24 protein-coding genes and 1 tRNA gene are annotated in these 23,278 nt (G+C 57.8%); 5 read left to right on the top strand and 20 right to left on the bottom strand.

Annotated elements, in window-relative coordinates:
* Positions 1 to 3: 3 nt before the first annotated feature.
* The 12 genes from nuoI to tpiA all read right to left on the bottom strand — a co-directional run bounded on the left by nuoI (position 4) and on the right by tpiA (position 9,683).
* On the bottom strand, positions 4 to 483 hold the full coding sequence (gene nuoI / locus H2Z84_RS00550) for an NADH-quinone oxidoreductase subunit NuoI (protein WP_197077215.1): 480 nt from the start codon (positions 481 to 483) through the stop codon (positions 4 to 6).
* Positions 484 to 509: 26 nt separating this feature from the next.
* Positions 510 to 1,556, bottom strand: coding sequence for an NADH-quinone oxidoreductase subunit NuoH (nuoH, locus tag H2Z84_RS00545; RefSeq protein WP_181834236.1), 1,047 nt, complete (start codon positions 1,554 to 1,556; stop codon positions 510 to 512).
* Between the two features lie 3 nt (positions 1,557 to 1,559).
* Positions 1,560 to 3,914 (bottom strand): NADH-quinone oxidoreductase subunit NuoG, encoded by a 2,355-nt coding sequence (gene nuoG / locus H2Z84_RS00540; protein WP_181834235.1) that lies wholly within the window; start codon positions 3,912 to 3,914, stop codon positions 1,560 to 1,562.
* Between the two features lie 3 nt (positions 3,915 to 3,917).
* Positions 3,918 to 5,213 carry an NADH-quinone oxidoreductase subunit NuoF gene (gene nuoF, locus H2Z84_RS00535; protein ID WP_181834234.1) on the bottom strand — a complete coding sequence of 432 codons (1,296 nt, stop codon included), beginning with the start codon at positions 5,211 to 5,213 and terminating at the stop codon, positions 3,918 to 3,920.
* Entirely contained in the window at positions 5,213 to 5,713 is a 501-nt protein-coding gene (gene nuoE / locus H2Z84_RS00530) for an NADH-quinone oxidoreductase subunit NuoE (RefSeq protein ID WP_181834233.1), read from the bottom strand. The genes nuoF and nuoE overlap by 1 nt, the downstream gene beginning before the upstream one ends.
* The gene (locus H2Z84_RS00525) at positions 5,713 to 6,966 is read right to left on the bottom strand and encodes an NADH-quinone oxidoreductase subunit D (protein WP_181834232.1); all 1,254 of its coding nucleotides are present in this window, start codon (positions 6,964 to 6,966) and stop codon (positions 5,713 to 5,715) included. The genes nuoE and H2Z84_RS00525 overlap by 1 nt, the downstream gene beginning before the upstream one ends.
* Complete coding sequence (locus H2Z84_RS00520; protein WP_181834231.1) at positions 6,959 to 7,555, bottom strand: NADH-quinone oxidoreductase subunit C; 597 nt, start codon at positions 7,553 to 7,555, stop codon at positions 6,959 to 6,961. Before H2Z84_RS00520 ends, H2Z84_RS00525 begins: the two co-directional genes overlap by 8 nt.
* 11 nt (positions 7,556 to 7,566) lie before the next feature.
* Complete coding sequence (locus H2Z84_RS00515) at positions 7,567 to 8,043, bottom strand: NuoB/complex I 20 kDa subunit family protein (RefSeq protein ID WP_045847651.1); 477 nt, start codon at positions 8,041 to 8,043, stop codon at positions 7,567 to 7,569.
* The gene (locus H2Z84_RS00510; RefSeq protein ID WP_045847652.1) at positions 8,034 to 8,390 is read right to left on the bottom strand and encodes an NADH-quinone oxidoreductase subunit A; all 357 of its coding nucleotides are present in this window, start codon (positions 8,388 to 8,390) and stop codon (positions 8,034 to 8,036) included. The genes H2Z84_RS00515 and H2Z84_RS00510 overlap by 10 nt, the downstream gene beginning before the upstream one ends.
* A gap of 91 nt (positions 8,391 to 8,481) precedes the next feature.
* A tRNA-Leu gene (locus tag H2Z84_RS00505) sits at positions 8,482 to 8,567 on the bottom strand.
* Between the two features lie 17 nt (positions 8,568 to 8,584).
* Positions 8,585 to 8,935: a preprotein translocase subunit SecG gene (gene secG / locus H2Z84_RS00500; protein ID WP_124645407.1), complete on the bottom strand. Its 351-nt coding sequence runs from the start codon at positions 8,933 to 8,935 to the stop codon at positions 8,585 to 8,587.
* Between the two features lies 1 nt (position 8,936).
* Positions 8,937 to 9,683 (bottom strand): triose-phosphate isomerase, encoded by a 747-nt coding sequence (gene tpiA / locus H2Z84_RS00495; protein ID WP_181834230.1) that lies wholly within the window; start codon positions 9,681 to 9,683, stop codon positions 8,937 to 8,939.
* Between the two features lie 165 nt (positions 9,684 to 9,848).
* Here tpiA and pstS point away from each other — a divergent pair, with 165 nt between their 5' ends.
* The 5 genes from pstS to H2Z84_RS00470 all read left to right on the top strand — a co-directional run bounded on the left by pstS (position 9,849) and on the right by H2Z84_RS00470 (position 15,382).
* Entirely contained in the window at positions 9,849 to 10,889 is a 1,041-nt protein-coding gene (pstS, locus tag H2Z84_RS00490; protein ID WP_181834229.1) for a phosphate ABC transporter substrate-binding protein PstS, read from the top strand.
* A gap of 115 nt (positions 10,890 to 11,004) precedes the next feature.
* Complete coding sequence (gene pstC, locus H2Z84_RS00485; protein WP_181834228.1) at positions 11,005 to 11,967, top strand: phosphate ABC transporter permease subunit PstC; 963 nt, start codon at positions 11,005 to 11,007, stop codon at positions 11,965 to 11,967.
* A gap of 78 nt (positions 11,968 to 12,045) precedes the next feature.
* The gene (gene pstA, locus H2Z84_RS00480; RefSeq protein WP_220272640.1) at positions 12,046 to 12,894 is read left to right on the top strand and encodes a phosphate ABC transporter permease PstA; all 849 of its coding nucleotides are present in this window, start codon (positions 12,046 to 12,048) and stop codon (positions 12,892 to 12,894) included.
* A 12-nt stretch (positions 12,895 to 12,906) separates the two neighbouring features.
* Positions 12,907 to 13,671: a phosphate ABC transporter ATP-binding protein PstB gene (gene pstB / locus H2Z84_RS00475; protein ID WP_059284814.1), complete on the top strand. Its 765-nt coding sequence runs from the start codon at positions 12,907 to 12,909 to the stop codon at positions 13,669 to 13,671.
* A 250-nt stretch (positions 13,672 to 13,921) separates the two neighbouring features.
* Positions 13,922 to 15,382 (top strand): inorganic phosphate transporter, encoded by a 1,461-nt coding sequence (locus H2Z84_RS00470; RefSeq protein ID WP_181834226.1) that lies wholly within the window; start codon positions 13,922 to 13,924, stop codon positions 15,380 to 15,382.
* Positions 15,383 to 15,712: 330 nt separating this feature from the next.
* Here the strand turns inward: H2Z84_RS00470 and recG are convergent, their stop codons facing one another.
* From recG to dusA, 8 genes are all read right to left on the bottom strand, one after another.
* A complete protein-coding gene (gene recG / locus H2Z84_RS00465) occupies positions 15,713 to 17,761 on the bottom strand; it encodes an ATP-dependent DNA helicase RecG (RefSeq protein ID WP_181834225.1) in 2,049 nt (682 codons plus the stop codon).
* Positions 17,762 to 17,836: 75 nt separating this feature from the next.
* Positions 17,837 to 18,274 (bottom strand): DUF2147 domain-containing protein, encoded by a 438-nt coding sequence (locus H2Z84_RS00460; RefSeq protein WP_059284812.1) that lies wholly within the window; start codon positions 18,272 to 18,274, stop codon positions 17,837 to 17,839.
* 100 nt (positions 18,275 to 18,374) lie between these two features.
* Positions 18,375 to 19,211 carry a PhzF family phenazine biosynthesis protein gene (locus H2Z84_RS00455; protein ID WP_181834224.1) on the bottom strand — a complete coding sequence of 279 codons (837 nt, stop codon included), beginning with the start codon at positions 19,209 to 19,211 and terminating at the stop codon, positions 18,375 to 18,377.
* Positions 19,212 to 19,223: 12 nt separating this feature from the next.
* Entirely contained in the window at positions 19,224 to 19,628 is a 405-nt protein-coding gene (locus tag H2Z84_RS00450) for a DUF4124 domain-containing protein (RefSeq protein WP_181834223.1), read from the bottom strand.
* A 176-nt stretch (positions 19,629 to 19,804) separates the two neighbouring features.
* Positions 19,805 to 20,188: a RidA family protein gene (gene ridA / locus H2Z84_RS00445; protein ID WP_045847662.1), complete on the bottom strand. Its 384-nt coding sequence runs from the start codon at positions 20,186 to 20,188 to the stop codon at positions 19,805 to 19,807.
* Positions 20,189 to 21,430, bottom strand: a complete 1,242-nt coding sequence (hemW, locus tag H2Z84_RS00440) for a radical SAM family heme chaperone HemW (protein ID WP_181834222.1) — start codon at positions 21,428 to 21,430, stop codon at positions 20,189 to 20,191.
* Positions 21,427 to 22,020 (bottom strand): RdgB/HAM1 family non-canonical purine NTP pyrophosphatase, encoded by a 594-nt coding sequence (gene rdgB, locus H2Z84_RS00435; RefSeq protein WP_181834221.1) that lies wholly within the window; start codon positions 22,018 to 22,020, stop codon positions 21,427 to 21,429. Before rdgB ends, hemW begins: the two co-directional genes overlap by 4 nt.
* Positions 22,021 to 22,102: 82 nt before the next feature.
* Complete coding sequence (dusA, locus tag H2Z84_RS00430; RefSeq protein ID WP_181834220.1) at positions 22,103 to 23,146, bottom strand: tRNA dihydrouridine(20/20a) synthase DusA; 1,044 nt, start codon at positions 23,144 to 23,146, stop codon at positions 22,103 to 22,105.
* Positions 23,147 to 23,278 lie beyond the last annotated feature (132 nt).

Raw genomic sequence — 23,278 nt, 5'->3', positions numbered from 1 at the left:
CCCTTAGCGGTACTTGGCATCCGCTGCCTTATTGGCAGCGATTTCGGCCTCGTACTTGTCGCCAACCGCCAACAGCATCGGCTTGGTGTAGTACAGGTCGCCACGTTTTTCACCGTGGTATTCAAAGATGTGTGTTTCCACAATCGCATCCACCGGGCAAGCTTCTTCGCAGAAACCGCAGAAGATGCACTTGGTCAGATCGATGTCGTAGCGGGAAGTACGGCGGGTGCCATCTTCACGCTGTTCCGATTCGATCGAGATGGCCATTGCAGGGCACACGGCCTCGCACAACTTACAGGCAATGCAACGCTCTTCACCGTTGGCGTAGCGGCGCTGCGCATGCAGGCCACGGAAGCGTGGGGAAATCGGCGTCTTCTCTTCCGGGAACTGGACGGTGATCTTGCGGGCAAAGAAATAACGCCCGGTCAGCATCAGGCCCTTGACCAGTTCCACCAGCAGGAAGGTTTTGAAAAAGTTGCGAATCTTATCCATGTTCTTTACCTATCCCCTCAGTTCCACAGCGACAGCGGGGTCATCATCCAGATACCCAGGACCATGATCCACACCAGGGTGACCGGGATGAACACCTTCCAGCCCAAACGCATGATCTGGTCATAGCGGTAGCGCGGGAACGTGGCACGGAACCACAGGAAGCAGAACAGTACAAACGCCATCTTCATGGCCAGCCAGAAGAAACCGCCGGCACCCAGCAGGCCCCAGCTTGCCGGGAAGGGTGACAGCCAGCCACCCAGGAACAGGATGGAGGTGAGCGCCGATACCAGAATCATGTTGGCGTATTCCGCCAGGAAGAACACCGCAAATGCCATGCCGGAGTATTCCACGTGGAAACCTGCCACGATTTCGGATTCACCTTCAGCCACGTCAAACGGTGCGCGGTTGGTTTCAGCCACTCCGGAGATCAGGTAGACGATGAACAACGGGAACAGCGGCAGCCAGTTCCAGGAGAACAACGAACCACCAGCCATGCCATGCCCCTGCTGCTTGACGATGTCAACCAGATTCAGACTGCTGGACACCATCAGTACACCAACCAGCGCAAAGCCCATGGCCAGTTCGTAAGACACGATCTGGGCCGCGGAACGCATTGCACCAAGGAAGGAATACTTGGAGTTGCCGGCCCAGCCAGCAACGATAATGCCGTATACCCCAATGGACGACAGCGCCAGAATGTACAGCAGCGAGGCGTTGACATTAGCCAGCACCAGCGTGTCACTGAAAGGAACCACTGCCCAGGCAGCCAGTGCCGGGCCAATGGCCAGCACCGGAGCCAGCAGGAACAAGCCCTTGCTGGACTGCGCCGGCAGAATGATTTCCTTCATCAACAGCTTGAGGCCGTCAGCCAGAGGCTGCAGCAGACCCAGCGGACCAACCCGGTTGGGGCCGATACGGATCTGCATGTAGCCAATGACCTTGCGTTCAAAGTAGGTCAGATACGCGACGGCAATCATCATCGGAGCCACGATGGCGATGATCTTGAGCAGGGTCCACACCGTGAGCCCCGCTTCATTACCGAGAATGCCTTGCAAGAACTCCATGTTTTACCCCTGTGTAAGCTCGATGGAATCGAACATGCCACCCAGACCAACAGTCAGCGGATGTGCCGTTGCCAGACGTACCGTGTCAGCCGGCAGGCTATCATCGGCCTCGACCAGCACCTTGAGCTCGCCAGAACCCTGACGCAGCAAGCCTTCCTTGCCAGCGGCCACATTCAGGCGGGCTAACAGACTGGAAGGGGCAGTTGCCAGCGGCGCAGCTGCATCAGCAGTCTGCTGCAGCGACTGGGCACGGCGGCAGATGGCATCAGCCTGGTACAGCGGAACTTCACCGATACGCACCAGACCAGCTGCCGCAGCCGTATTCACCGCAACATCACCCAGTGCATTGTTGAAGGCCGACTCCAGCGTACCCTTGGCCAGCAGTTCGGCGCGGACGTCTTCTGCACTGTTCTGCTCGAAACCGGACAGATTCAGCATGTTGCCCAGCACGCGCATGACCTTCCAGGCCGGACGGCTTTCGCCCAGTGGGCGGACCACACCGTTGAAGGACTGCAGCTTGCCTTCCATATTGACGAAGGAACCGGCAGTTTCCGAGAACGGGGCAATCGGCAGCAATACATCGGCGTAATCCAGCAGACCTGCTCCTTTGTAGGCAGTCAGTGCGATCACGGTGGCAGCCTGCTTCATGGCAGCCACGGCAGCTTGCGGATTGTAGCTGTCGAATTCCACTTCGGTATTCAGCAGGACGTAAGCCTTGCGCGGCGCGGCGATCATCGCTGCGGCGTTCAGGCCAGCCGTGGCGGCGGCACCAAAAGCGGCACGGTGCGGCAAGGCCCCCACCAGTTCGGCACCAGTGCTGTTGGCAGCTTCAGCCAACAGGCCAAAACGTGCACCAGTCAGCGCGGAAATTTCCTGCGCCAGCTTCAGCAGCTGGGCAAAGGCCGGATGGTGTTGCGCCAAATTGCCCAGCACGATGGCAGCCGATTCGGCACCAGTCAGGCTGGCAGCGATGGCTTGCGCTTCGGCACCGACAGTAACAGCAGCCAGATCAACTGCGGTTTGAGCCGACTTGAGCTCAACCACAGCCTTCAGCACCTGGGCCAGCGCATTGACCAGTGCCAGCGGCGATACGATCAGCTTGGCATTGACTGCAGTCAGCAGCGCATCGTCGGCAACGTGGATCACATTGAGCGCACTACCCTTCTTCACTGCCTGACGCAGATGGGAAGCCAGCAGCGGTTGTTCTTTGCGCTGGGTGCTACCCACCACCAGGATGGACTTGGTGGCAGTCAGTTCGGCAATGCTGGAACCCAGCCACTGCGCACCCTGCTGGGCGGCATCGGCGGAGAAGTCACTGCGACGCAGACGGTAGTCGATATTGTTGACACCAAAGGCACGGGCCAGCTTCTGCGCCAGATACAGTTCTTCAGTGGTGGAGTGCGGGCTGGTGAGGAAGCCGATGGCATCCTTGCCGTGATCGGCCGATACGCCGTTCAGGCCCTTGACCACATAAGCCAGCGCGGTTTCCCAGTCGGTTTCGTGCCACTTGCCGTCAAACTTGATCATCGGCTTTTGCAGACGCTCAGCCGAGTTCAGGCCTTCATAGGAGAAGCGGTCGCGGTCGGCGATCCAGCACTCGTTGATGGCTTCATTTTCCAGCGGCAGAACACGCATCACTTCGTTGCTCTTGACCTGAACCACCAGATTGGAACCCAGACCATCGTGCGGACTGACCGATTTGCGACGCGACAGCTCCCAGGCACGGGTGCTGTAGCGGAAAGGCTTGGAAGTCAGCGCGCCCACCGGGCAGAGGTCGATGACGTTGCCGGAGATTTCCGAATTAACGGTCTTACCCAGATAGGGCATGATTTCCGAGAATTCGCTGCGGTTGGCCATGCCGATTTCCTGGAAGCCGCCGATTTCTTCGGTGAAGCGCACGCAGCGGGTGCAGTGAATGCAGCGCGACATTTCTTCAGCGGAAACCAGCGGACCCATGTCCTTGCCGACTACGCTGCGCTTTTCTTCCTGATAACGGGAAGAAGAGTTGCCATAGCCTACGGCCAGATCCTGCAGCTGACACTCGCCGCCCTGATCGCAGATCGGGCAATCCAGCGGGTGATTGATCAGCAGGAATTCCATCACACCGGCTTGTGCCTTCTTGGCCATGTCGGAATGGGTATGCACCTTCATGCCGTCGGTCACCGGCGTAGCGCAGGCGGGCAGCGGCTTGGGTGCTTTTTCCACTTCCACCAGACACATGCGGCAGTTGGCCGCGATGGACAGTTTCTTGTGGTAGCAGAAGTGAGGGATGTAGGTGCCCACGGAATGGGCGGCATCCATCACGGTACTGCCTTGCGGGACAGTCAGTTTTTTACCGTCGATTTCGATTTCAAGCATCGCTCAACACCATTTGTGGTCCACCAAGGGCTTCTTGTGTTCGATCAGGTACTCGAACTCATTGCGGAAGTGCTTGGTGAAACTGCGAACCGGGAACACGGCAGCATCTGCCAGTGCACAGATGGTACGGCCGGCCATGTTATTGCCTACCGAATCCAGGAGCTCCAGATCACCCGGGCGGCCTTCGCCCTGGGCAATGCGATGGATCACCTTGTACAGCCAGCCGGTGCCTTCACGGCACGGCGTGCACTGGCCGCAGGATTCTTCGTGATAGAAGTAGGCCAGACGCTCCAGCGCCTTCACCATACACACATCTTCATTCATCACGATGACAGCGCCCGAACCCAGCATGGAGCCGGCCTTGGCAATACTGTCGTAGTCCATGGTGCATTGCATCATGACATCGCCGGGCAGAATCGGAGCGGAAGAACCACCCGGGATCACCGCCTTCAGCTTTTTGCCATCACGCATGCCTCCAGCCATTTCCAGCAGAACCGAGAACGGGGTACCCAGCGGAATTTCGTAGTTGCCAGGGCGATTCACATGGCCCGATACGGAGAACAGCTTGGTACCGCCGTTATTCGGCTTGCCCGCTTCCAGGAACTTCTGCGCGCCATCACGGATGATGAAGGGCACGGAGGCGAAGGATTCGGTGTTGTTGATGGTGGTGGGCTTGCCGTACAAACCGAAGCTGGCCGGAAACGGCGGTTTGAAGCGCGGCTGGCCTTTTTTGCCTTCCAGCGACTCCAGCAACGCAGTTTCCTCACCGCAGATGTAGGCACCGTAACCATGATGGGCGAACAGATCGAAGTTGAAATCGCTACCCAGAATGTTGTTACCGAGGAAACCAGCCTGACGGGCTTCATCCAGTGCAGCTTCGAACAGCTCGTACTCTTCGAAGATTTCACCATGAATGTAGTTGTAACCGGCCTTGGTACCCATGGCGTAACCGGCAATGATCATGCCTTCAATCAGCGCGTGCGGATTGAAACGCAGGATGTCGCGGTCCTTGAAGGTACCCGGCTCACCCTCGTCGGTATTGCACACCACGTATTTGTCGCCCGGGAAGGAGCGCGGCATGAAGCTCCACTTCAGGCCGGTGGGGAAACCCGCACCGCCACGGCCGCGCAGACCGGAATTTTTCACTTCGGCGATCACATCTTCTTGCGCCATCTTGGATTCGATGATGCGACGCAGGGCCTGGTAGCCGCCACGGGCCACGTAGGCCTCCAGCTTCCAGCAGTCCTGCGCAGAAGTGTCCACGCCGTCGAAGATCACACCATTGACGAAGATTGCCATCAGTTCAGCTCCGCCAGTTTCTTGTCGATTGCTTCGGGCGTCATGAAGCTGCACATCTTGTGGTTATTCACCAGCAAGACCGGCGCATCGCCGCAGGCTCCCATGCACTCCCCTTCCAGCAAGGTGTACTTGCCGTCAGCACTGGTTTCGCCAATGGCGATGCCCAGCTTCTTGGAGATGTACTCGGCAGCATTGACGCCACCGGACAAGGCACAGGGCAGGTTGGTACACACAGTAATCTTGTACTGCCCAACCGGCTTCATGTCGTACATATTGTAGAAGGTGGCGACTTCGTAGGCAGCTACCGGCGCAATCTGCAGGTAGTTGGCGACGAATTCGATCACCTCGGTATTCAGGCAACGCTCTTCCGGTGTCTTGCCGGTTTCACGGCGTTCCACCAGAGCAATGCGCAGCGCGCCCATAACCGCCGAGCGAGCCTGGTCGGCCGGATATTTGGCGACTTCGCGATCAATGGCGGCGAGTGATTGTGCGGATAGCATTAGCGGTCGATCTCCCCAAACACGATATCCTGGGTACCGATGATGGCCACCACGTCGGCAATCATGTGGCCCGTTGCCATTTCATTCAGAGCTGCCAGATGCGGAAAGCCTGGGGCACGGATTTTCAGTCGGTACGGCTTGTTGGCGCCATCGGATACCAGATAGATACCGAACTCACCCTTCGGGTGCTCAACCGCGGCGTAAGCTTCGCCTTCAGGCACATGCATGCCTTCGGTAAACAGCTTGAAGTGGTGGATCAGGTCTTCCATATTCGACTTCATGCCTTCGCGGGAAGGCGGAGCCACTTTATGGTTGTCAGTGATGACAGGACCCGGATTGTCTCGCAGCCATGCCACGCATTGCTGGATAATACGGTTGGACTGGCGCATTTCTTCCACGCGAACCAGATAGCGATCATAGCTGTCGCCACCCTTGCCCACCGGAATATCAAAGTCCATGCGATCATAAACATCGTATGGCTGCTTTTTGCGCAGATCCCACTCGATACCGGAACCACGCAGCATCGGGCCAGAGAAGCCAAGGTTCTTGGCACGTTCCGGGCTAACCACACCGATACCAACGGTACGCTGCTTCCAGATGCGGTTATCGGTCAGCAGGGTTTCATATTCGTCGACATAACCGGGGAAACGCTTGGTGAAATCATCAATGAAGTCCAGCATCGAACCCTTGCGACCTTCGTTCAGGCGCGCCAGTTCGCGGGCATTCTTGATCTTGGATACGGTGTACTGCGGCATAGAGTCCGGCAGATCACGGTAAACACCACCTGGGCGGAAATAGGCAGCATGCATACGGGCACCGGACACGGCTTCGTAGCAGTCCATCAGGTCCTCACGCTCACGGAAAGCGTACAGGAACATGGTCATGGCGCCGATGTCGATGGCGTGCGCGCCAATCCACAGCAGGTGATTCAGGATACGAGTGATTTCAGCAAACATCACACGGATGTATTGCGCCCGCAGCGGCACTTCGATTTGCAGCAGCTTTTCGATGGCCAGGCAGTAGGCGTGCTCGTTGCACATCATGGAAACGTAGTCGAGACGGTCCATATACGGCAGCGACTGGATGAAAGTCTTGCTTTCAGCCAGTTTCTCGGTACCGCGGTGCAACAAGCCGATATGCGGGTCGGCACGCTGGATGACTTCACCATCCAGTTCCAGAACCAGACGCAACACACCGTGCGCTGCCGGATGCTGAGGGCCAAAGTTCAGCGTGTAGTTACGGATCTCAGCCACCGTAGTTCTCCTCACGAATGATGCGCGGAGTGATTTCGCGCGGCTCAATAGTGACCGGCTGATAGATCACACGCTGCTGGGTCGGGTCATAACGCATTTCAACATGACCGGACAGCGGGAAATCCTTGCGGAAAGGATGGCCGACAAAGCCATAGTCGGTCAGGATGCGACGCAGGTCAGGGTGACCTTCGAACACGATACCGAACAGGTCGAATGCTTCGCGTTCGAACCAGTTGGCTGCATTCCATACCGGATTGACCGAAGCGAGCAGCGGGAAGCTATCATCTTCGGCGAAGACGCGCAGACGGATACGGACATTGTGCTTGAGCGACAGCAGGTGGTAGACGACGGCGAAGCGCGGCCCATCCCACGGCTCATCGCGGTAGGCACTGTAGTCCATACCGCACAGGTCGATCAGTTGTTCGAAAGAAAGTTCAGCATGATCACGCAGCGTGGTGGCCACGGCGATCAGATCTGCCGCCTTGCAGACGATGGTCAGTTCATCGAGGGCCAGCGTGCTTGAAACAAGCTTGTCGCCCAGCACCTGCTCGACGACCGATCCCAATGCTTCCATTTTCTTGGAGGCCATAAGTGCTTACCTTATCGGGCGATGGTGGAGGTGCGTTTGATCTTGTTCTGCAGCTGGATGATGCCATACAGCAATGCCTCGGCTGTGGGCGGACAGCCCGGCACATAGACATCGACCGGCACGATGCGGTCACAGCCACGGACGACAGAATAGGAGTAGTGGTAATAGCCACCACCGTTAGCACAGGAACCCATGGAGATGACCCAGCGCGGTTCCGCCATCTGGTCATACACCTTGCGCAGTGCCGGTGCCATCTTATTGCACAACGTACCGGCCACGATCATCAGGTCAGACTGACGGGGACTGGGGCGAAAGACGATGCCGAAACGGTCCAGGTCGTAACGCGCAGCACCAGCATGCATCATTTCCACCGCACAACAGGCCAGACCAAAGGTCATCGGCCACAGCGAACCAGTACGGGTGTAGTTGATGAGCTTGTCGGCCGTCGTGGTCACGAAGCCTTTTTCCAGAATACCTTCTACTCCCATTCCAGCGCTCCCTTTTTCCACATGTAGACGAAGCCCAGCGTCAATACCGCCAGGAACTCCACCATTACACCAAAGCCATATGCACCCAGCTCTTTCAGGACCACAGCCCAGGGAAACAGAAACGCAATTTCCAAATCGAACAGAATGAAAAGAATGGCAATGAGGTAGTAGCGAACGTCAAATTTCATGCGTGCATCTTCGAAGGCCTCGAATCCGCACTCATAAGGAGAGAGTTTCTCAGGGTCAGGACGATTGGGCGCGAGGACCTTGCCAAGAACAATAGGACCTACGCCAACCAGCAACCCGACGATGACAAACAACAGAATGGGAAAATAATTTTGCAGCATTTCCCGTACACCCCCAAAAAAAGGAGGAATTACCCCCCTTGGCTCCAAATAAAATAGGCCACCGGAATCCCGGTGGCCTATTTTTGAATGGTGGTGCCGACAGTGAGACTCGAACTCACACAGCCTACGGCCACTACCCCCTCAAGATAGCGTGTCTACCAATTTCACCATGTCGGCACAATATAACTTTACTGTCACTCCGGAATTTTTGACGTCGTGCCCGAAGCTTTGCCAGTGGTTGCCCCGACCGGGATTTGCGGCGCAACTTGTTCAACCTTGCCACCCATCACACCCAGATCAGTTTTTCCGCCCCCCGACAGATAAACAAGGGTGAGACTCGTGGAGAAGAATACAACCGCTGCAACCGCAGTGGTTCTACTCAAAAAATTCGCAGAGCCAGACGCACCAAACAGACTTCCGGAAGCGCCGCTACCGAAAGCTGCACCCATATCCGCACCCTTGCCATGCTGCATGAGGACAAGGACGATAATCGTCACTGCGGAGAGCAGGTTAACAACCCAAATAAGCGTCTTAATAAGTTCCATACTATATCAATTTTCCTGCGGCCTGGCAAATCATCCTGAATGATCCGGCGTCCAGAGATGCCCCACCAACAAGGGCTCCATCGACATTGTCTGTCTTCAGGATTGACTCGGCATTCTCTGCCTTTACACTGCCGCCGTAGAGGACGCGAATATTAGCGGAGGGCTTGGCATTTTGCAAGCACCACGTTTTGATGGCGCTGTGAATTTCGGCAATCTGCTCCAGCGTCGCGACCTTGCCGGTACCGATAGCCCACACCGGCTCATAGGCGATCAGGTAGTCGCCAGCATCGATATCCACCAGAATGGACAGTTGCTGATAAATGACCTGCAGGTAGTCGCCCTGTTCACGCTGCTCCAGCGTTTCACCCACACACAGCACCGGCACCACGCCTGCGGCAAGCGCATTATTCATCTTGGCTAGCAGCAGCGGGTTGCTCTCGGCAAAATACTGCCGGCGCTCCGAGTGTCCGACCAAAACATAAGTACAACCGACATCCCGCAGCATGGCCGCCGAGACATCTCCGGTGTAGGCACCATCATTAGCAAAGCCACTCACATCCTGCGCAGCCAACTGCAATGACGCACCTTGCAGACGCTGAGCCAGCATCGCCAGGTACACGGAGGGGGCAGCAACACCCACCCATGACTGATTGCACTCCGAATCGGCAAGCAGCGCATCCAGCAGGGATTGCGCGCTTTGCGCACGGGTGTTCATCTTCCAGTTTCCGATAATCAGCTTGCCTGCCATGTCCGGGTGCCTCCGTTTAAGTGCTGCGGATTATATCCCTAGTCCTGTCATCGTCAAAACTCCGCAATCTGCTTTTCCACGACTTGTAATATTTCTGAAAACTTGAAGGGATAGGATGCGCCTCAACACCTCGCAGGGCCTTACCCTAATAATTCAGGAGCAAGCATGAAACAGTCCGTACGTCTGGTCGCCTCGCTGGCCTTGTCCGCCGGCTTCGTCGCTGGTGCAGCCATGGCTGCCGACATTACCGGCGCCGGCGCTACTTTCCCCTACCCCTTGTATGCAAAGTGGGCCACCACCTACAAGACTACGACCAACAACAGCATGAACTACCAGTCCATCGGCTCTGGTGGCGGCATCAAGCAAATCCAGTCCAAGACTGTTGATTTTGGTGCCTCCGACATGCCACTGAAGCCGGAAGAGCTGGAAAAGTCCGGCCTGACCCAGTTCCCCACAGTGCTGGGTGGTGTTGTGCCGGTACTGAATGTTCCGGGCATTGCAGCCGGTCAGGTTAAGTTTACCGGCCCCTTGCTGTCTGACATTTTCCTGGGCAAGGTTTCCAAGTGGAATGATCCGGCCATCGCCAGCCTGAACCCGGGCGTCAAGCTACCGGACCAGAAAATCACCGTAGTTCGCCGCTCCGATGGTTCGGGCACCACCTTCATCTTCACCAACTACCTGTCCAAGGTTTCCAGCGAGTGGGCCAGCAAGGTTGGCTCGAACACCTCGGTTAACTGGCCTGCCGGTGTTGGTGGCAAGGGGAATGAAGGCGTTGCCAACTATGTAACCCGCATCAAGGGTTCCATCGGTTATGTGGAATACGCCTATGCCAAGCAGAACAAACTGGCTTACGGTCAACTGAAGAACGAATCTGGCAGCTTTGTGGCACCGAATGACAAGTCTTTCCGTGCCGCTGCGGCCAACGCTGACTGGAAAAAGGCCCCTGGCTTTTACCTGCTGCTGACCAACCAGCCTGGCAAAGATAGCTGGCCGATTGCCGGTGCCACTTTCATCCTGATGCACAAGAAACAGGACAAGCCGGCACAAGGTACCGAAGTACTGAAGTTCTTCGACTGGGCTTACAAGAATGGCGACAAGACCGCTCTGGAACTGGATTACATCCCGATGCCGGACAGCGTGAAGGCCGTGATTCACACCAGCTGGAAGCAGATCACCGACGCCAGCGGCAAGCCGGTTCTGAACTAAGTGCAGCATGGCGACACCGGCCAGCGGCATGCACTCTGATGCAGCTGGCCGGTGTGGCATCAAGGCCGGGGTGAGCAACCCCGGCTTTTTGTCTGAGACGCGACCGAGTATCCTCATGGAAAAGTTCAGCAATAACCAGCAAATGCAGCGCCAAATGCTGCTAGACAATATCTTCAGGCTATCCACACGCTGCTTTGCCTTTTTGGTATTGGCCTTGCTGGTGGGTATCCTGATTTCCCTCATTATCGGTGCCATGCCCAGCCTGAGCCGTTTTGGCTGGAGCTTTCTGATTGATAGCGACTGGGATCCGGTCGCACAGAAATTCGGTGCCCTGGTGCCGGTTTTTGGCACGCTCGCCACGTCGGTGATTGCCTTGCTGATCGGCGTGCCCGTCAGTTTTGGCATTGCGGTGTTTCTGACCGAGCTTTGCCCCAACGTTCTCAAGCGCCCGCTGGGCATCGCTGTCGAACTGCTGGCAGGTATCCCCTCGATTATTTATGGCATGTGGGGCTTGTTCGTCTTTGCCCCGCTGTTTGCCGACCACATCCAACCCGTCCTGATCGATAATCTGGGCGACATCCCGCTGATCGGGCTGTTGTTCCAGGGTGCGCCGATGGGTATTGGTGTTTTTACTGCCGGGCTGATTCTGGCGGTGATGGTGATTCCCTTTATCGCTTCGGTCATGCGCGATGTGTTTGAAGTGGTGCCGACCATGCTGAAGGAGTCGGCCTACGGTCTGGGCTCCACCACTTGGGAGGTCGTGCGCTATGTGGTGCTGCCTTACACCAAGACGGGTGTGGTAGGCGGCATCATGCTGGGCTTGGGCCGTGCTCTGGGTGAAACCATGGCCGTGACTTTCGTGATCGGTAACTCCTCGCGCTTTGCCGTCGGCCTGTTCGAGCCGGGCCAGTCGATTTCCTCGGCCCTGGCTAACGAATTTGCCGAGGCAACGGGCGAGTTCCACATGGCCTCGCTGATCGAGTTGGGCCTGATCCTGTTCTTCATTACCTTCGTCGTACTGGCCTGCGCCAAACTCCTGTTACTGCGCCTGCAGAAACAGGAAGGCAAGGCATCCTGACAAGGCGCTATCATCATGGCTAACAGCACATTAAGCGAACCCCTGAACGTTCAGGATCGCAGCGGAAGCAGCAGCACCATGAATACTTCTATCTACCGTCGTCGCCGTCTGGTCAATGCCTTCAATATGGGTGCATCCACCCTAACCATGGCCTTTGGCTTGTTCTGGCTGTTCTGGATTTTATTTACCCTGCTGCAGCACGGCCTGTCCGGCATCAATCTGCAGGTATTCACCCAGAGCACACCGCCACCCGGTGGCCAGGGTGGCCTGGCCAATGCCATTTACGGCAGCTTGGCCATGACCATTTCCGGCACGATGATCGGCACGCCAATCGGCATTCTGGCGGGCATCTATCTGGCGGAGTTCGGTCAGCGCGGCTGGCTGGCCCCGGCTACCCGTTTCATCAACGACATTCTGCTGTCGGCACCATCCATCGTGATCGGCCTGTTTGTCTATGAAGTCTATGTGGTCAGCGTCGGGCACTTCTCCGGCTGGGCCGGCTCGCTGGCGCTGGCATTGCTGGTGATTCCGGTCGTAGTGCGCACCACGGAAAACATGCTGCGCCTGGTCCCCAATACCCTGCGCGAAGCTGCTGCTGCACTGGGCGCGCCGCAGTGGAAAATCACCCTGTATGTCACCTTGCGCTCGGCCAAGGCCGGCGTGCTGACCGGCATCCTGCTGGCCATTGCCCGTATTTCGGGTGAAACCGCACCGCTGCTGTTTACCGCGCTGAACAATCAGTTCTTCAACAGCAATATGAACCAGCCGATGGCCAACTTGCCCATCGTGATTTTCCAGTTTGCCATGAGCCCGTACGAAGACTGGCACACCCTGGCCTGGACCGGTGCTTTGCTGATTACCCTGAGCGTGTTGACGCTTAATATTCTTGCCCGCTGGATGGGCAGCCAGAAAACCCAATCGCATTAAGGCATGACGACTATGGCTGATAACAACGTCAAGCTTCAGGTCAAGAATCTGAACTTTTTCTACGGCAACTTCCACGCATTGAAGAACATCAATCTGGATATTGCCCCGCGCATGGTCACGGCCTTCATCGGACCGTCCGGTTGCGGTAAATCCACACTGCTGCGCACCTTCAACCGCATGTACGAGCTGTATCCGGGGCTGCGCTCCGAAGGTGAAATCCTGCTGGACGGCAATAACATTCTGGGCCGCGACGTGGATATCAACCTGCTGCGCGCCAAGGTGGGCATGGTGTTCCAGAAGCCGACCCCCTTCCCGATGTCCATCTACGACAACATCACCTTCGGGGTGAAGCTGTACGAGAAGCTGGCCAAGACCGAAATGGACGACCGGGTGGAGTGGGCGCTGCGCAAGGCTGCGCTATGGGATGAGGTCAAGGACAAGCTGAAGCAGTCTGGTAATTCGCTTTCTGGTGGCCAGCAACAGCGCTTGTGCATTGCTCGCGCAGTGGCCTCCCGCCCGGAGGTACTGCTGCTGGACGAGCCGACCTCGGCACTGGACCCGATTTCCACTGCTCACATCGAAGAACTGATTCATGAGCTGAAAGAGGACTACACCATCGCCATCGTGACCCACAATATGCAGCAGGCGGCCCGGGTGTCGGACTTCACCGCCTACATGTATCTGGGCGAACTGGTGGAGTTCGGCGAAACCGACAATATCTTCACCGCGCCCAAGCAGAAGGCTACCGAGGATTACATTACCGGCAAATTCGGCTAAGCCAGCTACCAATGACCAGCCCTGCCCGCCGCCCGGCGCGCAGGGTTTTTTCATGGAAGAAACACCCGTTTATTACAACAGAATGTCCTGTAACTGCCTGAAAAAACCGGGCAAACACAAAGCATGTCAAGGCGGAGCACAAGCGGCACGACGCGAAAACGACAAGCCCCGTTTTTTTTGTTTCATTTACTTGACGCCTGCGGGTCTGGACACAACAATCCCGGCTTTCCTTTACACGATTTTCACGATCATGCTGGACCTCTTTGCAGGGCTGGACACCCACGTGGCCATTACCCTGATTCTGTCGCTGGGCTTTGTCCTGGCCTTCGAATTCATCAACGGTTTTCACGACACGGCCAATGCGGTCGCTACCGTCATTTATACCCAATCGATGAAGCCACGCCTGGCGGTGTTTGCCTCTGGTGTCTTCAACTTTCTCGGGGTATTGACGGGTGGCTTGGCCGTCGCCTACGCCATCGTGCACCTGCTGCCGGTAGACCTGCTGGTTTCGGTCAATACCGCACGCGGCATGGCCATGGTGTTTGCCTTGCTCACGGCCGCCATTGCCTGGAATCTGGGTACCTGGTATTTCGGCCTGCCAGCCTCCAGCTCGCACACGCTGATCGGCGCCATCCTTGGCGTGGGCCTGGCCAATTGCCTGATCAACGGCACGCCCTTGTCGCAAGGGGTGAACTGGGGTAAAGCCATTGATGTGGGTCTGTCCTTGCTGTGTTCGCCACTGGTCGGTGCCTTCCTGTCCGGCCTGCTGGTCATCAGCCTGCGGCGTGCCCGCCCGCAGAGCAATATGCACAAGACGCCCTTCCAGCGCCAGCAGGTCGAAGGACGCAAGCACCCGCCGTTCTGGATGCGTTTCATGCTGATCGTCAGCTCCATGGGCGTCAGCTTTTCCCATGGTTCCAATGATGGTCAAAAAGGCGTAGGCCTGATCATGCTGGTGCTGATCGGCATCGTTCCGGCCAAATATGTACTGAACCTGGACAGCACGCCTTACCAGATCGAACGGACCCGCGATGCGGCCTTGCATCTGCAGCAGTTCTACAATCGCCACCAGACTGCGCTGGATACCATGTTCAAGCCGACGGTCGCCGGCAGCAATATTCACGACTGCCGTCCGCGCGACACCCTGCGCACTGCTGATAATCTGATCACGGCTCTGGGCGATGGCAGCAGCTACCGCAGCCTGCCGGACAACAAACGCTGGGATGTGCGCACCGACCTGCTTTGCCTGGACGATGCAGCGAAAAAAGCAGCCTCGCTGCCCAATCTGAGTGCCGATGACAAGCAACTGCTGAGCAATCTGCGCAAGGACCTGACCGTTACCACTGAGTACGCACCGACCTGGGTGATCATCGCCGTGGCATTGGCGCTGGGTGGTGGCACCATGATTGGCTGGCGTCGTGTAGTGAAGACTGTTGGTGAGGGCATTGGCAAGAAAGACATGACGTATGCTCAAGGGATGTCGGCTCAACTGACTGCGGCGGTATCCATCGGTCTGGCCAGTCAGTTTGGCTTGCCAGTTTCCACTACCCACGTACTATCCAGTGGCGTGGCCGGCACCATGGTGGCGGACAAGGCTGGCCTGCAATGGTCTACCGTGCGCTCCATTCTTCTCGCCTGGCTGTTTACCATGCCGGTTGCCATGCTGCTGTCTGGCAGCCTGTACTACCTGGCTAGCAACTGGCTGAAGTAATACTGCCTGCCATTACCGCTAAAGCCGCCTACGGGCGGCTTTTTCTATGATCCTCATCATGACGGGTCAAATTTGACCTGTATCAAACAAGCAATGACTCACCATTGATTTCGAACTTTATTATTTGCTAATATAATCATGTTTCATCATGGTTTCTCCTTTGTTGTTTGCAGCAATCCCTTGACGCCTCATCCTTACGGATGAGGCGCTTTTTTTTGCATCATTCCTATCTATCTGCACAGGGATTTGCAACAAGGCAATCTCAGCATGAAACCACCGCCAGCATTCGCTGCCATGCCCCCACCACCGGGTAGTTCACGGCATGCTCATTCAGGCCTTGAGGAATTGCTCGCGACCAGACAGCCAGCGCTCCAGATGTGCTTCTGCCGCTTCCGGCCAGCGTGCAAGGATTTCCGGGGCCAGCTCCCGTGCCGCCTCCAACAGTTCGATATCGTCTTCCAGATTGGCAAAGCGCAACATGGGCACCCCGCTTTGCCGGGCACCAAGAAACTCACCCGGACCACGAATCAGCAAATCCTGCCGGGCGATCTCGAAACCATCGACATTCTCGTAAATGACTTTCAAGCGTGCCTTGGCAATATCGGACAGCGGGTTTTCAAACAGCAGCATGCACACGCTGCGCGCACTACCCCGCCCGACCCTGCCCCGCAGCTGGTGCAATTGGGCCAGCCCCATGCGCTCGGCGTGCTCAATCACCATCAGCGAAGCATTGGGCACATCCACGCCAACTTCGATCACCGTGGTGGCCACCAGGATTTGCAGCTGGTTACTGCCAAAAGCGGCCATGACTGCCGCCTTTTCATCCGCTTTCATGCGGCCATGCAGCAAGCCGACATGCCACTGCCCCAGTTGTGCTGCCAGCTGGCGGTGGGTTTCCACTGCCGTCTGCAGCTGCAGGGTTTCTGACTCCTCGATCAGCGGGCACACCCAGTACACTTGCTGACCTTCGCTGCAGGTCTTGTGCACGAAATCGACGACTTCCTCACGGCGGCTACTGTTGATCAGCTTGGTGACAATAGGCGTTCGTCCCGGCGGCAGCTCATCGATGACTGACACATCCAGATCGGCGTAAAAGCTCATGGCCAGGGTGCGTGGAATCGGTGTGGCCGACATCATCAGTTGATGGGGTTCCTCGCCTTTTTGCTTGAGCGCCAGCCGCTGGCCGACCCCGAAACGATGCTGCTCGTCGACAATGGCCAGCCCCAACCGGGCAAAATCGACGCCATCCTGAAACAGCGCATGCGTTCCCACCACCAGATGGGCCGTACCACTGGCCATCTGCTCCAGTGCTTGTTCTTTCTGCTTTTTACGCAGGCTGCCGGAGAGCCAGCTGACCGTCAGCCCAAGCGGGGCAAGCCAGCCGGACAACTTGCGATAATGCTGCTCGGCCAGGATTTCCGTCGGTGCCATCAGTGCCACCTGAAATCCCGCCTCGATAGCGGTGAGTGCGGCCAGCGCCGCCACCACGGTTTTGCCACTGCCCACATCGCCCTGCAGCAAGCGATGCATGGGGTGCGCCTGCGCCAGATCAGCATCGATTTCGCCCAGTACCTTGTGCTGCGCAGCCGTGAGACGGAAGGGCAAGCTGGCAAACAGTGCCTCGCGTAAGCGACCACTGCCGCGCACCACCGGAGCCTTACCCTGACGTCTGGCGCGGTAAGCCAGCCGCATCGACAACTGCTGCGCCATCAGCTCGTCAAACTTCAGCCTTTGCCATGCCGGCAAGGCCGGCTCACTGAGCTGGCTGGCACTGTATTCCGGTGGCGGAGAATGTAAAAGCCGCACGGCATCGGCAAAGCTTTGCAGCTGCAAATGGGCAATAACAGAGGGGGGCAGGGTTTCCGGCAAAGGCAGGCTTTGCAGCTCGCTGCGAATCAGCTTGCGCAGCATGGGCTGGGTCACGCCATTGACCGTGGGATACACCGGCGTCAGGCTTTCCGCCAGCGGTGTGCCATCGACCACCTCGCGCGTTTTCGGATGGACCATCTCGTCGCCATGGAAACCACGACGGATCTCGCCCATGGCACGTACCAGGGCACCATCGGCAAACTGTTTGAGCTGACTGGGATAAAAGTGGATGAAGCGCAGCAGCAGCACGCCGCTGGCATCCTCGATGCGCACCAGCAACTGTTTGCGCGGACGGAATTGGACCTCATGAGCGATGACCCTCCCCTCTACCAACACCGGCTGGCCGTAGGGGGCTGCCGTGATGGGATAGAGATGGGTTTCATCTTCGTAGCGCAGCGGCAGGTGCAACACCAGGTCAAAGCGCCGGCGCAGGCCGAGCTTGTCGAGTTTCTTGGCCAGGGCTGGCGCTACATTGAGCGGCTGGCCGGCGAGGTCGTTGGCATGGGTCATCAGCGCCGATTGTACCCAAAAAACAAGGCGGAGGCCGCTGCCGGCACTCCGCCCTGGCTGTCGCACCGGACAGGATTATTGCTGACGTTCCCACACCTGGGTGCGCCCCAGCAGTGATACGCCGAGGAAGCCACGTACTTCCAGCTTTTTGCCACCTTCCACCAGTTTCATCTTGGCGCTGTAAACCTTGCCGTTATGCGGGTCGAGAATCTTGCCATTGGCCCAGCTGTCGCCGTCTTTTTTCAGGCCCCACAGGATGGTCATGCCGTTGACCGGCTTGCCCTTGCGGTCGCCATCGCAGGCTTCGCATACGACCTCAGGGTTCTGGAACAGCTTGACGATCTTGCCGGACAATTCGCCGTTGGCGCCTTCGGCAATCTGTACCACTGCCTTGGCTTGCTTGGTGTCATCGTCGATGGTCTTCCAGCTGCCGATCGGGCTGTCGGCCAGTACGCTGTGCGACAATGCGGCCAATCCAAGGGCCAGGGCGGCCGCTTTCCACAACTTGCTCATGATGTCTTTCCTCGTGTTGTCTGTCTTTGTTAAACGCTAGTTTGGAGCTGCGACTCTAGCATGCCAAGGGGTCGGCATTGCGTCAAGTCATACGCTTGTTTCACAAGAGAAACTCCCCCTGCGCCAGCGCCACAACCTTACCGCCGACATAAATACGACGCGCATCATCCACCGTCAAGTGCAATACATTGGGGCGCTGCAATACGGCCCCCTGCTCCACCCGCCATTGCAGCGGATAGCGCTGGTGCAAGCTGCACCAGCCGCCCAGATTGGCGCAGGCCGAACCAGTACCCGGGTCTTCCAGTACCGCACCATCCTGGCCGTAAAACAGCCGCACGGTCGCCACACCATCCGCCTCATGCCACAGATAAGCTACGCTACGGCCGGGATGCAGGCAGGCATCACGCAGAAACAGATCCGCCACCGGACGTGCAGCCAACACCGCGTCGCGGCTGGCTGCCGCGATCAGCAACTGTTCGCTGCCGGTATTCAGCCAGCTGGGGGCGGCCAGTACCGCCACTGCCGGCAAGCCCAGCATGGCAGCGGCTTGCTCCACACTCAGGTCGGAGGGACGTTCGCTGGCGGCATTGGCCTGCAGGGTGAACAAACCGTCCTGCTGCCGGATGGGAATCACCCCGGCAGCAGTCTGCAGGGTGAAGGAATCGCCCAGTGATTGCCTGCGATGCAGCACGCTGGCTGCACCAAGTGTGGGATGGCCTGCAAACGGCAACTCGTGTGCTGGAGTAAAAATGCGCAAATGTGCCGTCGCTTGCACGGAAGGCAACAGGAACACGGTTTCCGACAAATTCATCTGCCGCGCCAGCAGCTGCATTTCCAGCTCGCTCAGCCCCTCGGCCTGGCTGAACACGGCGAGTGGATTGCCACCAAAGGTGCTTTCGGCAAAGACATTGACGATTTCAAAAGTGTAGCGGCGCATGGAGGTCTCGGTTCAGGGTGGGCAAGCCGCATCGTGCAAGTCATTGGCCAGGCTGGCAAGCCGGCTCTGCAAACGCTGTGTTTGCAAGGGAGAACGACTGAGAGACAGCTGACGCTGCAGCGTTTGCTGTCTGGCTTGCAGACGGCGGCAATGTTTGTCTTGCTGCACAAGCTGGCGCCGGCGCAACTGCAGCGCCTTGGCTTGTTCCTGCTGCATGGCGCGGGTTTGTTTGGCCGTTTGCTGCCGGCTGTCTTGCAGCTCTCGTAGCTGGTAGGGTTCGCGCGTTACCAGACTGAAGTTGCCACCACGTAGCGTATGGGCCGCATGATCCGCCGGGCAGGGTTGATCCTGATAGCTGTGTTGTCCGGCAGGGCTGATACATTTGAATACGGCAGCCTGCAGCACAAGCGGTGTCATTAAACAGATAAGCAGGGGGAGAAAACGATACATGGCCAGCACTCCACCAGGAGGGATAGAACTCCAGATGAAAGCCGATTCCACCTGTGCTGGCTGCTGCGCCATCTGTCAGGGATAACCGCACAATAAAAAACAGGCGATCAAGATCGCCTGTTTTGATGTGCATGGGTGAAAGATCAACCCAGGAACAGCACTGCCTCGGCTTCCACCTGCACGCCCTTGGGCAGGCTGGCCACGCCCACGGCAGCACGTGCCGGGTAGGGTTGGCTGAAGTACTGGCCCATGATTTCGTTGAAGGTGGCGAAATTGGACAGGTCGGTCAGATAGGCATTGAGCTTGACGATCTGGTCCAGGCTGCCACCGGCAGCTTCGCACACGGCTTTCAGGTTCTTGAATACCTGATGGGTTTCAGCGGCAAAGCCACCTTCCACCACGGTCATGGTGGCCGGGTCCAGCGGGATCTGGCCGGACAGGTAAACGGTGTTGCCAGCCTTCACGGCCTGGGAGTAGGCGCCGATGGCAGCCGGGGCATGTTCGGTATGGATGATTTCTTTGGTCATTTACTGGTCTCCGTCCCCGAGAAACAGGGTTAACAGGTCATTGAGAAAACGTTGCCCCTGCAAAGTGGGGCGAATGGTGGTGGCATCCTGCTCCAGCAATCCTTGCTGGATGGCCTGCTGCAATTCATTGCGGATACAGGATACAGGCAAACCGGTGCGCTCGGTGAACAGGCGCGTTTCAAAACCGCCGGTCAGCCGCAGCAGATTCATCATGAATTCAAACGGCAATTCGTCGCGCTTCACCTTGCGGCTGCTTTGCACCGGCTGGCCGGCGGCCACCGCCTGGATATAGGCCGCGGGCTGCTTGTGGCGCATTTCGCGCACGATGCCTTCGTGGCTGCTGATCTTGCCGTGCGCGCCCGCACCAATGCCCAGATAGTCACCAAACTGCCAGTAATTGACGTTATGGCGGCTACGCTTGCCGGGCCGGGCAAAGGCCGAGGTTTCGTAGTGTTCGAAACCGGCAGCCGCCAGCCGCGCCTCGATGGCCTCCTGCATATCGGCAGAAATCTCGTCATCCGGCAGATTCTGCGGCGTACGCACCGCGTACAGCGTGTTGGGTTCGATGGTGAGGTGATAGGCCGACAGATGGGTAATGCCATAAGACAGCGCGGTATCCAGATCCTGCAGCGCCTGCTCTACGCTCTGGCCGGGCAAGGCATACATCAGATCCAGATTGACGTTATCAAAACAGGACAGCGCAATGTCGATGGCGCAGCGTGCTTCATCGCCATCATGAATCCGCCCAAGCACTTGCAGATGCTGCGGATTGAAGCTCTGAATGCCGATGGACAGGCGATTGATGCCGGCCTCGCGGTAGCCACGGAATTTTTCCGCCTCGAAGGTACCGGGGTTGGCTTCCATGGTGATTTCCGCATCCGGCGACAAGCGCAGCCGGGCGCGAATACCTGCCAGCAGCGTATCCATGGCCTGGGCAGAAAACAGGCTGGGCGTGCCGCCACCCATGAAGATGGTGCTGACGCTGCGGCCCCAGATCGCCGGCAGGCTGTATTCCAGATCGCGCAGCAGGGTTTGCACATAGGCCATTTCATCGAAACCGCCGCTGGCAACGCCCGCTTGCGGATTCCACTGCACGGTTTGGCCACTGCTATTTTTCAGCTCGTGCGAGTTGAAATCGCAATACGGGCATTTGCGCACGCACCAGGGGAAATGGATATATAAGGACAACGGCGGCAGTTCGCGCAGGCCGCCTTTCAGCCCGGACAGGTCAATCACGCTCATGCCAGCTCACGCAGTTTGCCCAGCATGGCCTGCATGGCCTTGCCGCGATGACTGACACGGTTTTTGTCTTCCGCTGCCAGTTGGGCCACGGTGCAAGCAAATTCCGGCAGGTAAAAGTAGGGGTCGTAACCGAAGCCACCCTCGCCTGCCGCCGCATCCTGCACTTCGCCCAGCCACATACCGTCGGCCACCAGCGGTTGCGGGTCGTCGGCATGGCGTACCAGCACCAGCACGCAGTAATACCAGGCACGGCGATTGTCCTTGCCTTGCAGCTTTTCGATCAGCTTGGCGTTATTGCGCTCGTCCGATTTGGGTTCGCCGGCATAGCGCGCCGACAACACACCGGGCTTGCCGCCCAGGGCTTCCACACAGATACCGGAATCGTCGGCCAGCGCTGGCAGGCCGGTGACATGACTGGCATGACGGGCTTTTTCCAGCGCGTTTTCCAGAAAGGTGTAATGCGGCTCCGGGCATTCCGGCACATTGAGTTGCCCCTGCGGAATGACGGTGACACCCAGCGGTGCCAGCAGGGCGGAAAACTCACGCAGCTTGCCAGCGTTATTGCTGGCGAGAACCAGTTTGTCGAACATAGGGATTCATCCTGTTGCACATAGAGCAGAGCAGCAGGGTAAGCGGCCGCGCATATAGCGTCCACCCTGCTGCCAGCACGGATTATTCGCTAGCGCGGGAAGGCATGGCCGCCAGCGCCTGCAACAGCAGGCCCTCGTCGGCACCATCCAAGAGCTTGGCATCAGACAGCATGCGCCGCCACTGCCGGGCCCCAGGCATGCCCTGGAACAGGCCCAGTATATGGCGGGCAATATTACGCAGCTTGTGGCCCTCAGCCAGACGGGCGCGGATATACGGCAGCATGGCATCCACCACCTGCTGGCGGCTGACCGCGGTGCTGTCGTCACCATAGAAAGCGGCATCCCACTCGGCCATCAGCCAGGGATTGTGATAAGCCTCGCGCCCCACCATCACGCCGTCGACATGGCGCAGGTGCTCGGCGATTTCGGCATTGGTCTTGACGCCGCCATTCAGCAGGATTTCCAGCTCGGGACGCTCCCGCTTCAGCCGGTACACATAGTCATATTTCAGCGGCGGGATTTCGCGGTTTTCCTTGGGGCTGAGACCCTTGAGAATGGCATTGCGCGCATGCACGATAAAGGTGCTGCAGCCAGCGGCAGCCACCTGGTCGACAAAGCCGGCCAGATAGTCGTAATGCTCGATCTGGTCGATACCGATGCGGTGCTTGACGGTGACATCGATGTCCACCACATCACGCATTGCCTTGACGCAATCAGCCACCAGTTGCGGCTCGGCCATCAGGCAGGCACCGAAGGCACCTTTCTGTACCCGCTCGGACGGGCAGCCTACGTTGAGGTTCACCTCGTCATAGCCCCACTGCTGAGCCAGCCGCGCGCACTGCGCCAGCTCGGCTGGCTCGGAGCCGCCCAATTGCAGCGCAACGGGGTGTTCTACCTCGTCAAAGCGCAAATGCCGCTCCACATCGCCATACAGCAGCGCACCGGTGGTGACCATTTCGGTATACAGCCAGGTGTGGCGGCTGATTTGCCGGGCAAAATAGCGGTAGTGGCGATCGGTCCAGTCCAGCATCGGCGCTACGGACAGACGGCGCGAGGGCAAGGAGGAAGGCTTCCCCACTGTGGCGGGGCTTTCGGTATGACTGGCGTTTAGCTGATGACTATTCATTTCGACCGATATTTGCCTGTTTTCATCATTAAAAGCGCCACAAAAAGTGCCTCTATTACAGAGAGATGGCCACTATCACGCACCAACGCGGCAGACCCAGCACAAATGATGAATAAGCATTTGAAAAAACTG

The organism is Aquitalea aquatica, assembly GCF_013911085.1.
GTDB lineage: Bacteria > Pseudomonadota > Gammaproteobacteria > Burkholderiales > Chromobacteriaceae > Aquitalea > Aquitalea aquatica.
Note: the sequence above shows the minus strand (reverse complement) of the source record. Positions and strands in the feature narration are given on the sequence as shown.

Excerpts from the sequence above, each read along its gene's own strand:
- pstS (WP_181834229.1), top strand. The coding sequence starts at position 9,849 with ATGAAACAGTCCGTACGTCTGGTCGCCTCGCTGGCCTTGTCCGCCGGC.
- H2Z84_RS00515 (WP_045847651.1), bottom strand. The coding sequence starts at position 8,043 with ATGGGAGTAGAAGGTATTCTGGAAAAAGGCTTCGTGACCACGACGGCC.
- H2Z84_RS00455 (WP_181834224.1), bottom strand. The coding sequence starts at position 19,211 with ATGCGCCGCTACACTTTTGAAATCGTCAATGTCTTTGCCGAAAGCACC.
- H2Z84_RS00520 (WP_181834231.1), bottom strand. The coding sequence starts at position 7,555 with ATGGCCTCCAAGAAAATGGAAGCATTGGGATCGGTCGTCGAGCAGGTG.
- recG (WP_181834225.1), bottom strand. The coding sequence starts at position 17,761 with ATGACCCATGCCAACGACCTCGCCGGCCAGCCGCTCAATGTAGCGCCA.
- hemW (WP_181834222.1), bottom strand. The coding sequence starts at position 21,430 with ATGAGCGTGATTGACCTGTCCGGGCTGAAAGGCGGCCTGCGCGAACTG.
- pstB (WP_059284814.1), top strand. The coding sequence starts at position 12,907 with ATGGCTGATAACAACGTCAAGCTTCAGGTCAAGAATCTGAACTTTTTC.
- dusA (WP_181834220.1), bottom strand. The coding sequence starts at position 23,146 with ATGAATAGTCATCAGCTAAACGCCAGTCATACCGAAAGCCCCGCCACA.
- H2Z84_RS00460 (WP_059284812.1), bottom strand. The coding sequence starts at position 18,274 with ATGAGCAAGTTGTGGAAAGCGGCCGCCCTGGCCCTTGGATTGGCCGCA.
- nuoE (WP_181834233.1), bottom strand. The coding sequence starts at position 5,713 with ATGCTATCCGCACAATCACTCGCCGCCATTGATCGCGAAGTCGCCAAA.
- tpiA (WP_181834230.1), bottom strand. The coding sequence starts at position 9,683 with ATGGCAGGCAAGCTGATTATCGGAAACTGGAAGATGAACACCCGTGCG.
- secG (WP_124645407.1), bottom strand. The coding sequence starts at position 8,935 with ATGGAACTTATTAAGACGCTTATTTGGGTTGTTAACCTGCTCTCCGCA.
- H2Z84_RS00470 (WP_181834226.1), top strand. The coding sequence starts at position 13,922 with ATGCTGGACCTCTTTGCAGGGCTGGACACCCACGTGGCCATTACCCTG.
- pstC (WP_181834228.1), top strand. The coding sequence starts at position 11,005 with ATGGAAAAGTTCAGCAATAACCAGCAAATGCAGCGCCAAATGCTGCTA.
- H2Z84_RS00510 (WP_045847652.1), bottom strand. The coding sequence starts at position 8,390 with ATGCTGCAAAATTATTTTCCCATTCTGTTGTTTGTCATCGTCGGGTTG.
- nuoF (WP_181834234.1), bottom strand. The coding sequence starts at position 5,213 with ATGGCAATCTTCGTCAATGGTGTGATCTTCGACGGCGTGGACACTTCT.
- ridA (WP_045847662.1), bottom strand. The coding sequence starts at position 20,188 with ATGACCAAAGAAATCATCCATACCGAACATGCCCCGGCTGCCATCGGC.
- nuoG (WP_181834235.1), bottom strand. The coding sequence starts at position 3,914 with ATGCTTGAAATCGAAATCGACGGTAAAAAACTGACTGTCCCGCAAGGC.
- pstA (WP_220272640.1), top strand. The coding sequence starts at position 12,046 with ATGAATACTTCTATCTACCGTCGTCGCCGTCTGGTCAATGCCTTCAAT.
- H2Z84_RS00450 (WP_181834223.1), bottom strand. The coding sequence starts at position 19,628 with ATGACACCGCTTGTGCTGCAGGCTGCCGTATTCAAATGTATCAGCCCT.
- rdgB (WP_181834221.1), bottom strand. The coding sequence starts at position 22,020 with ATGTTCGACAAACTGGTTCTCGCCAGCAATAACGCTGGCAAGCTGCGT.
- nuoH (WP_181834236.1), bottom strand. The coding sequence starts at position 1,556 with ATGGAGTTCTTGCAAGGCATTCTCGGTAATGAAGCGGGGCTCACGGTG.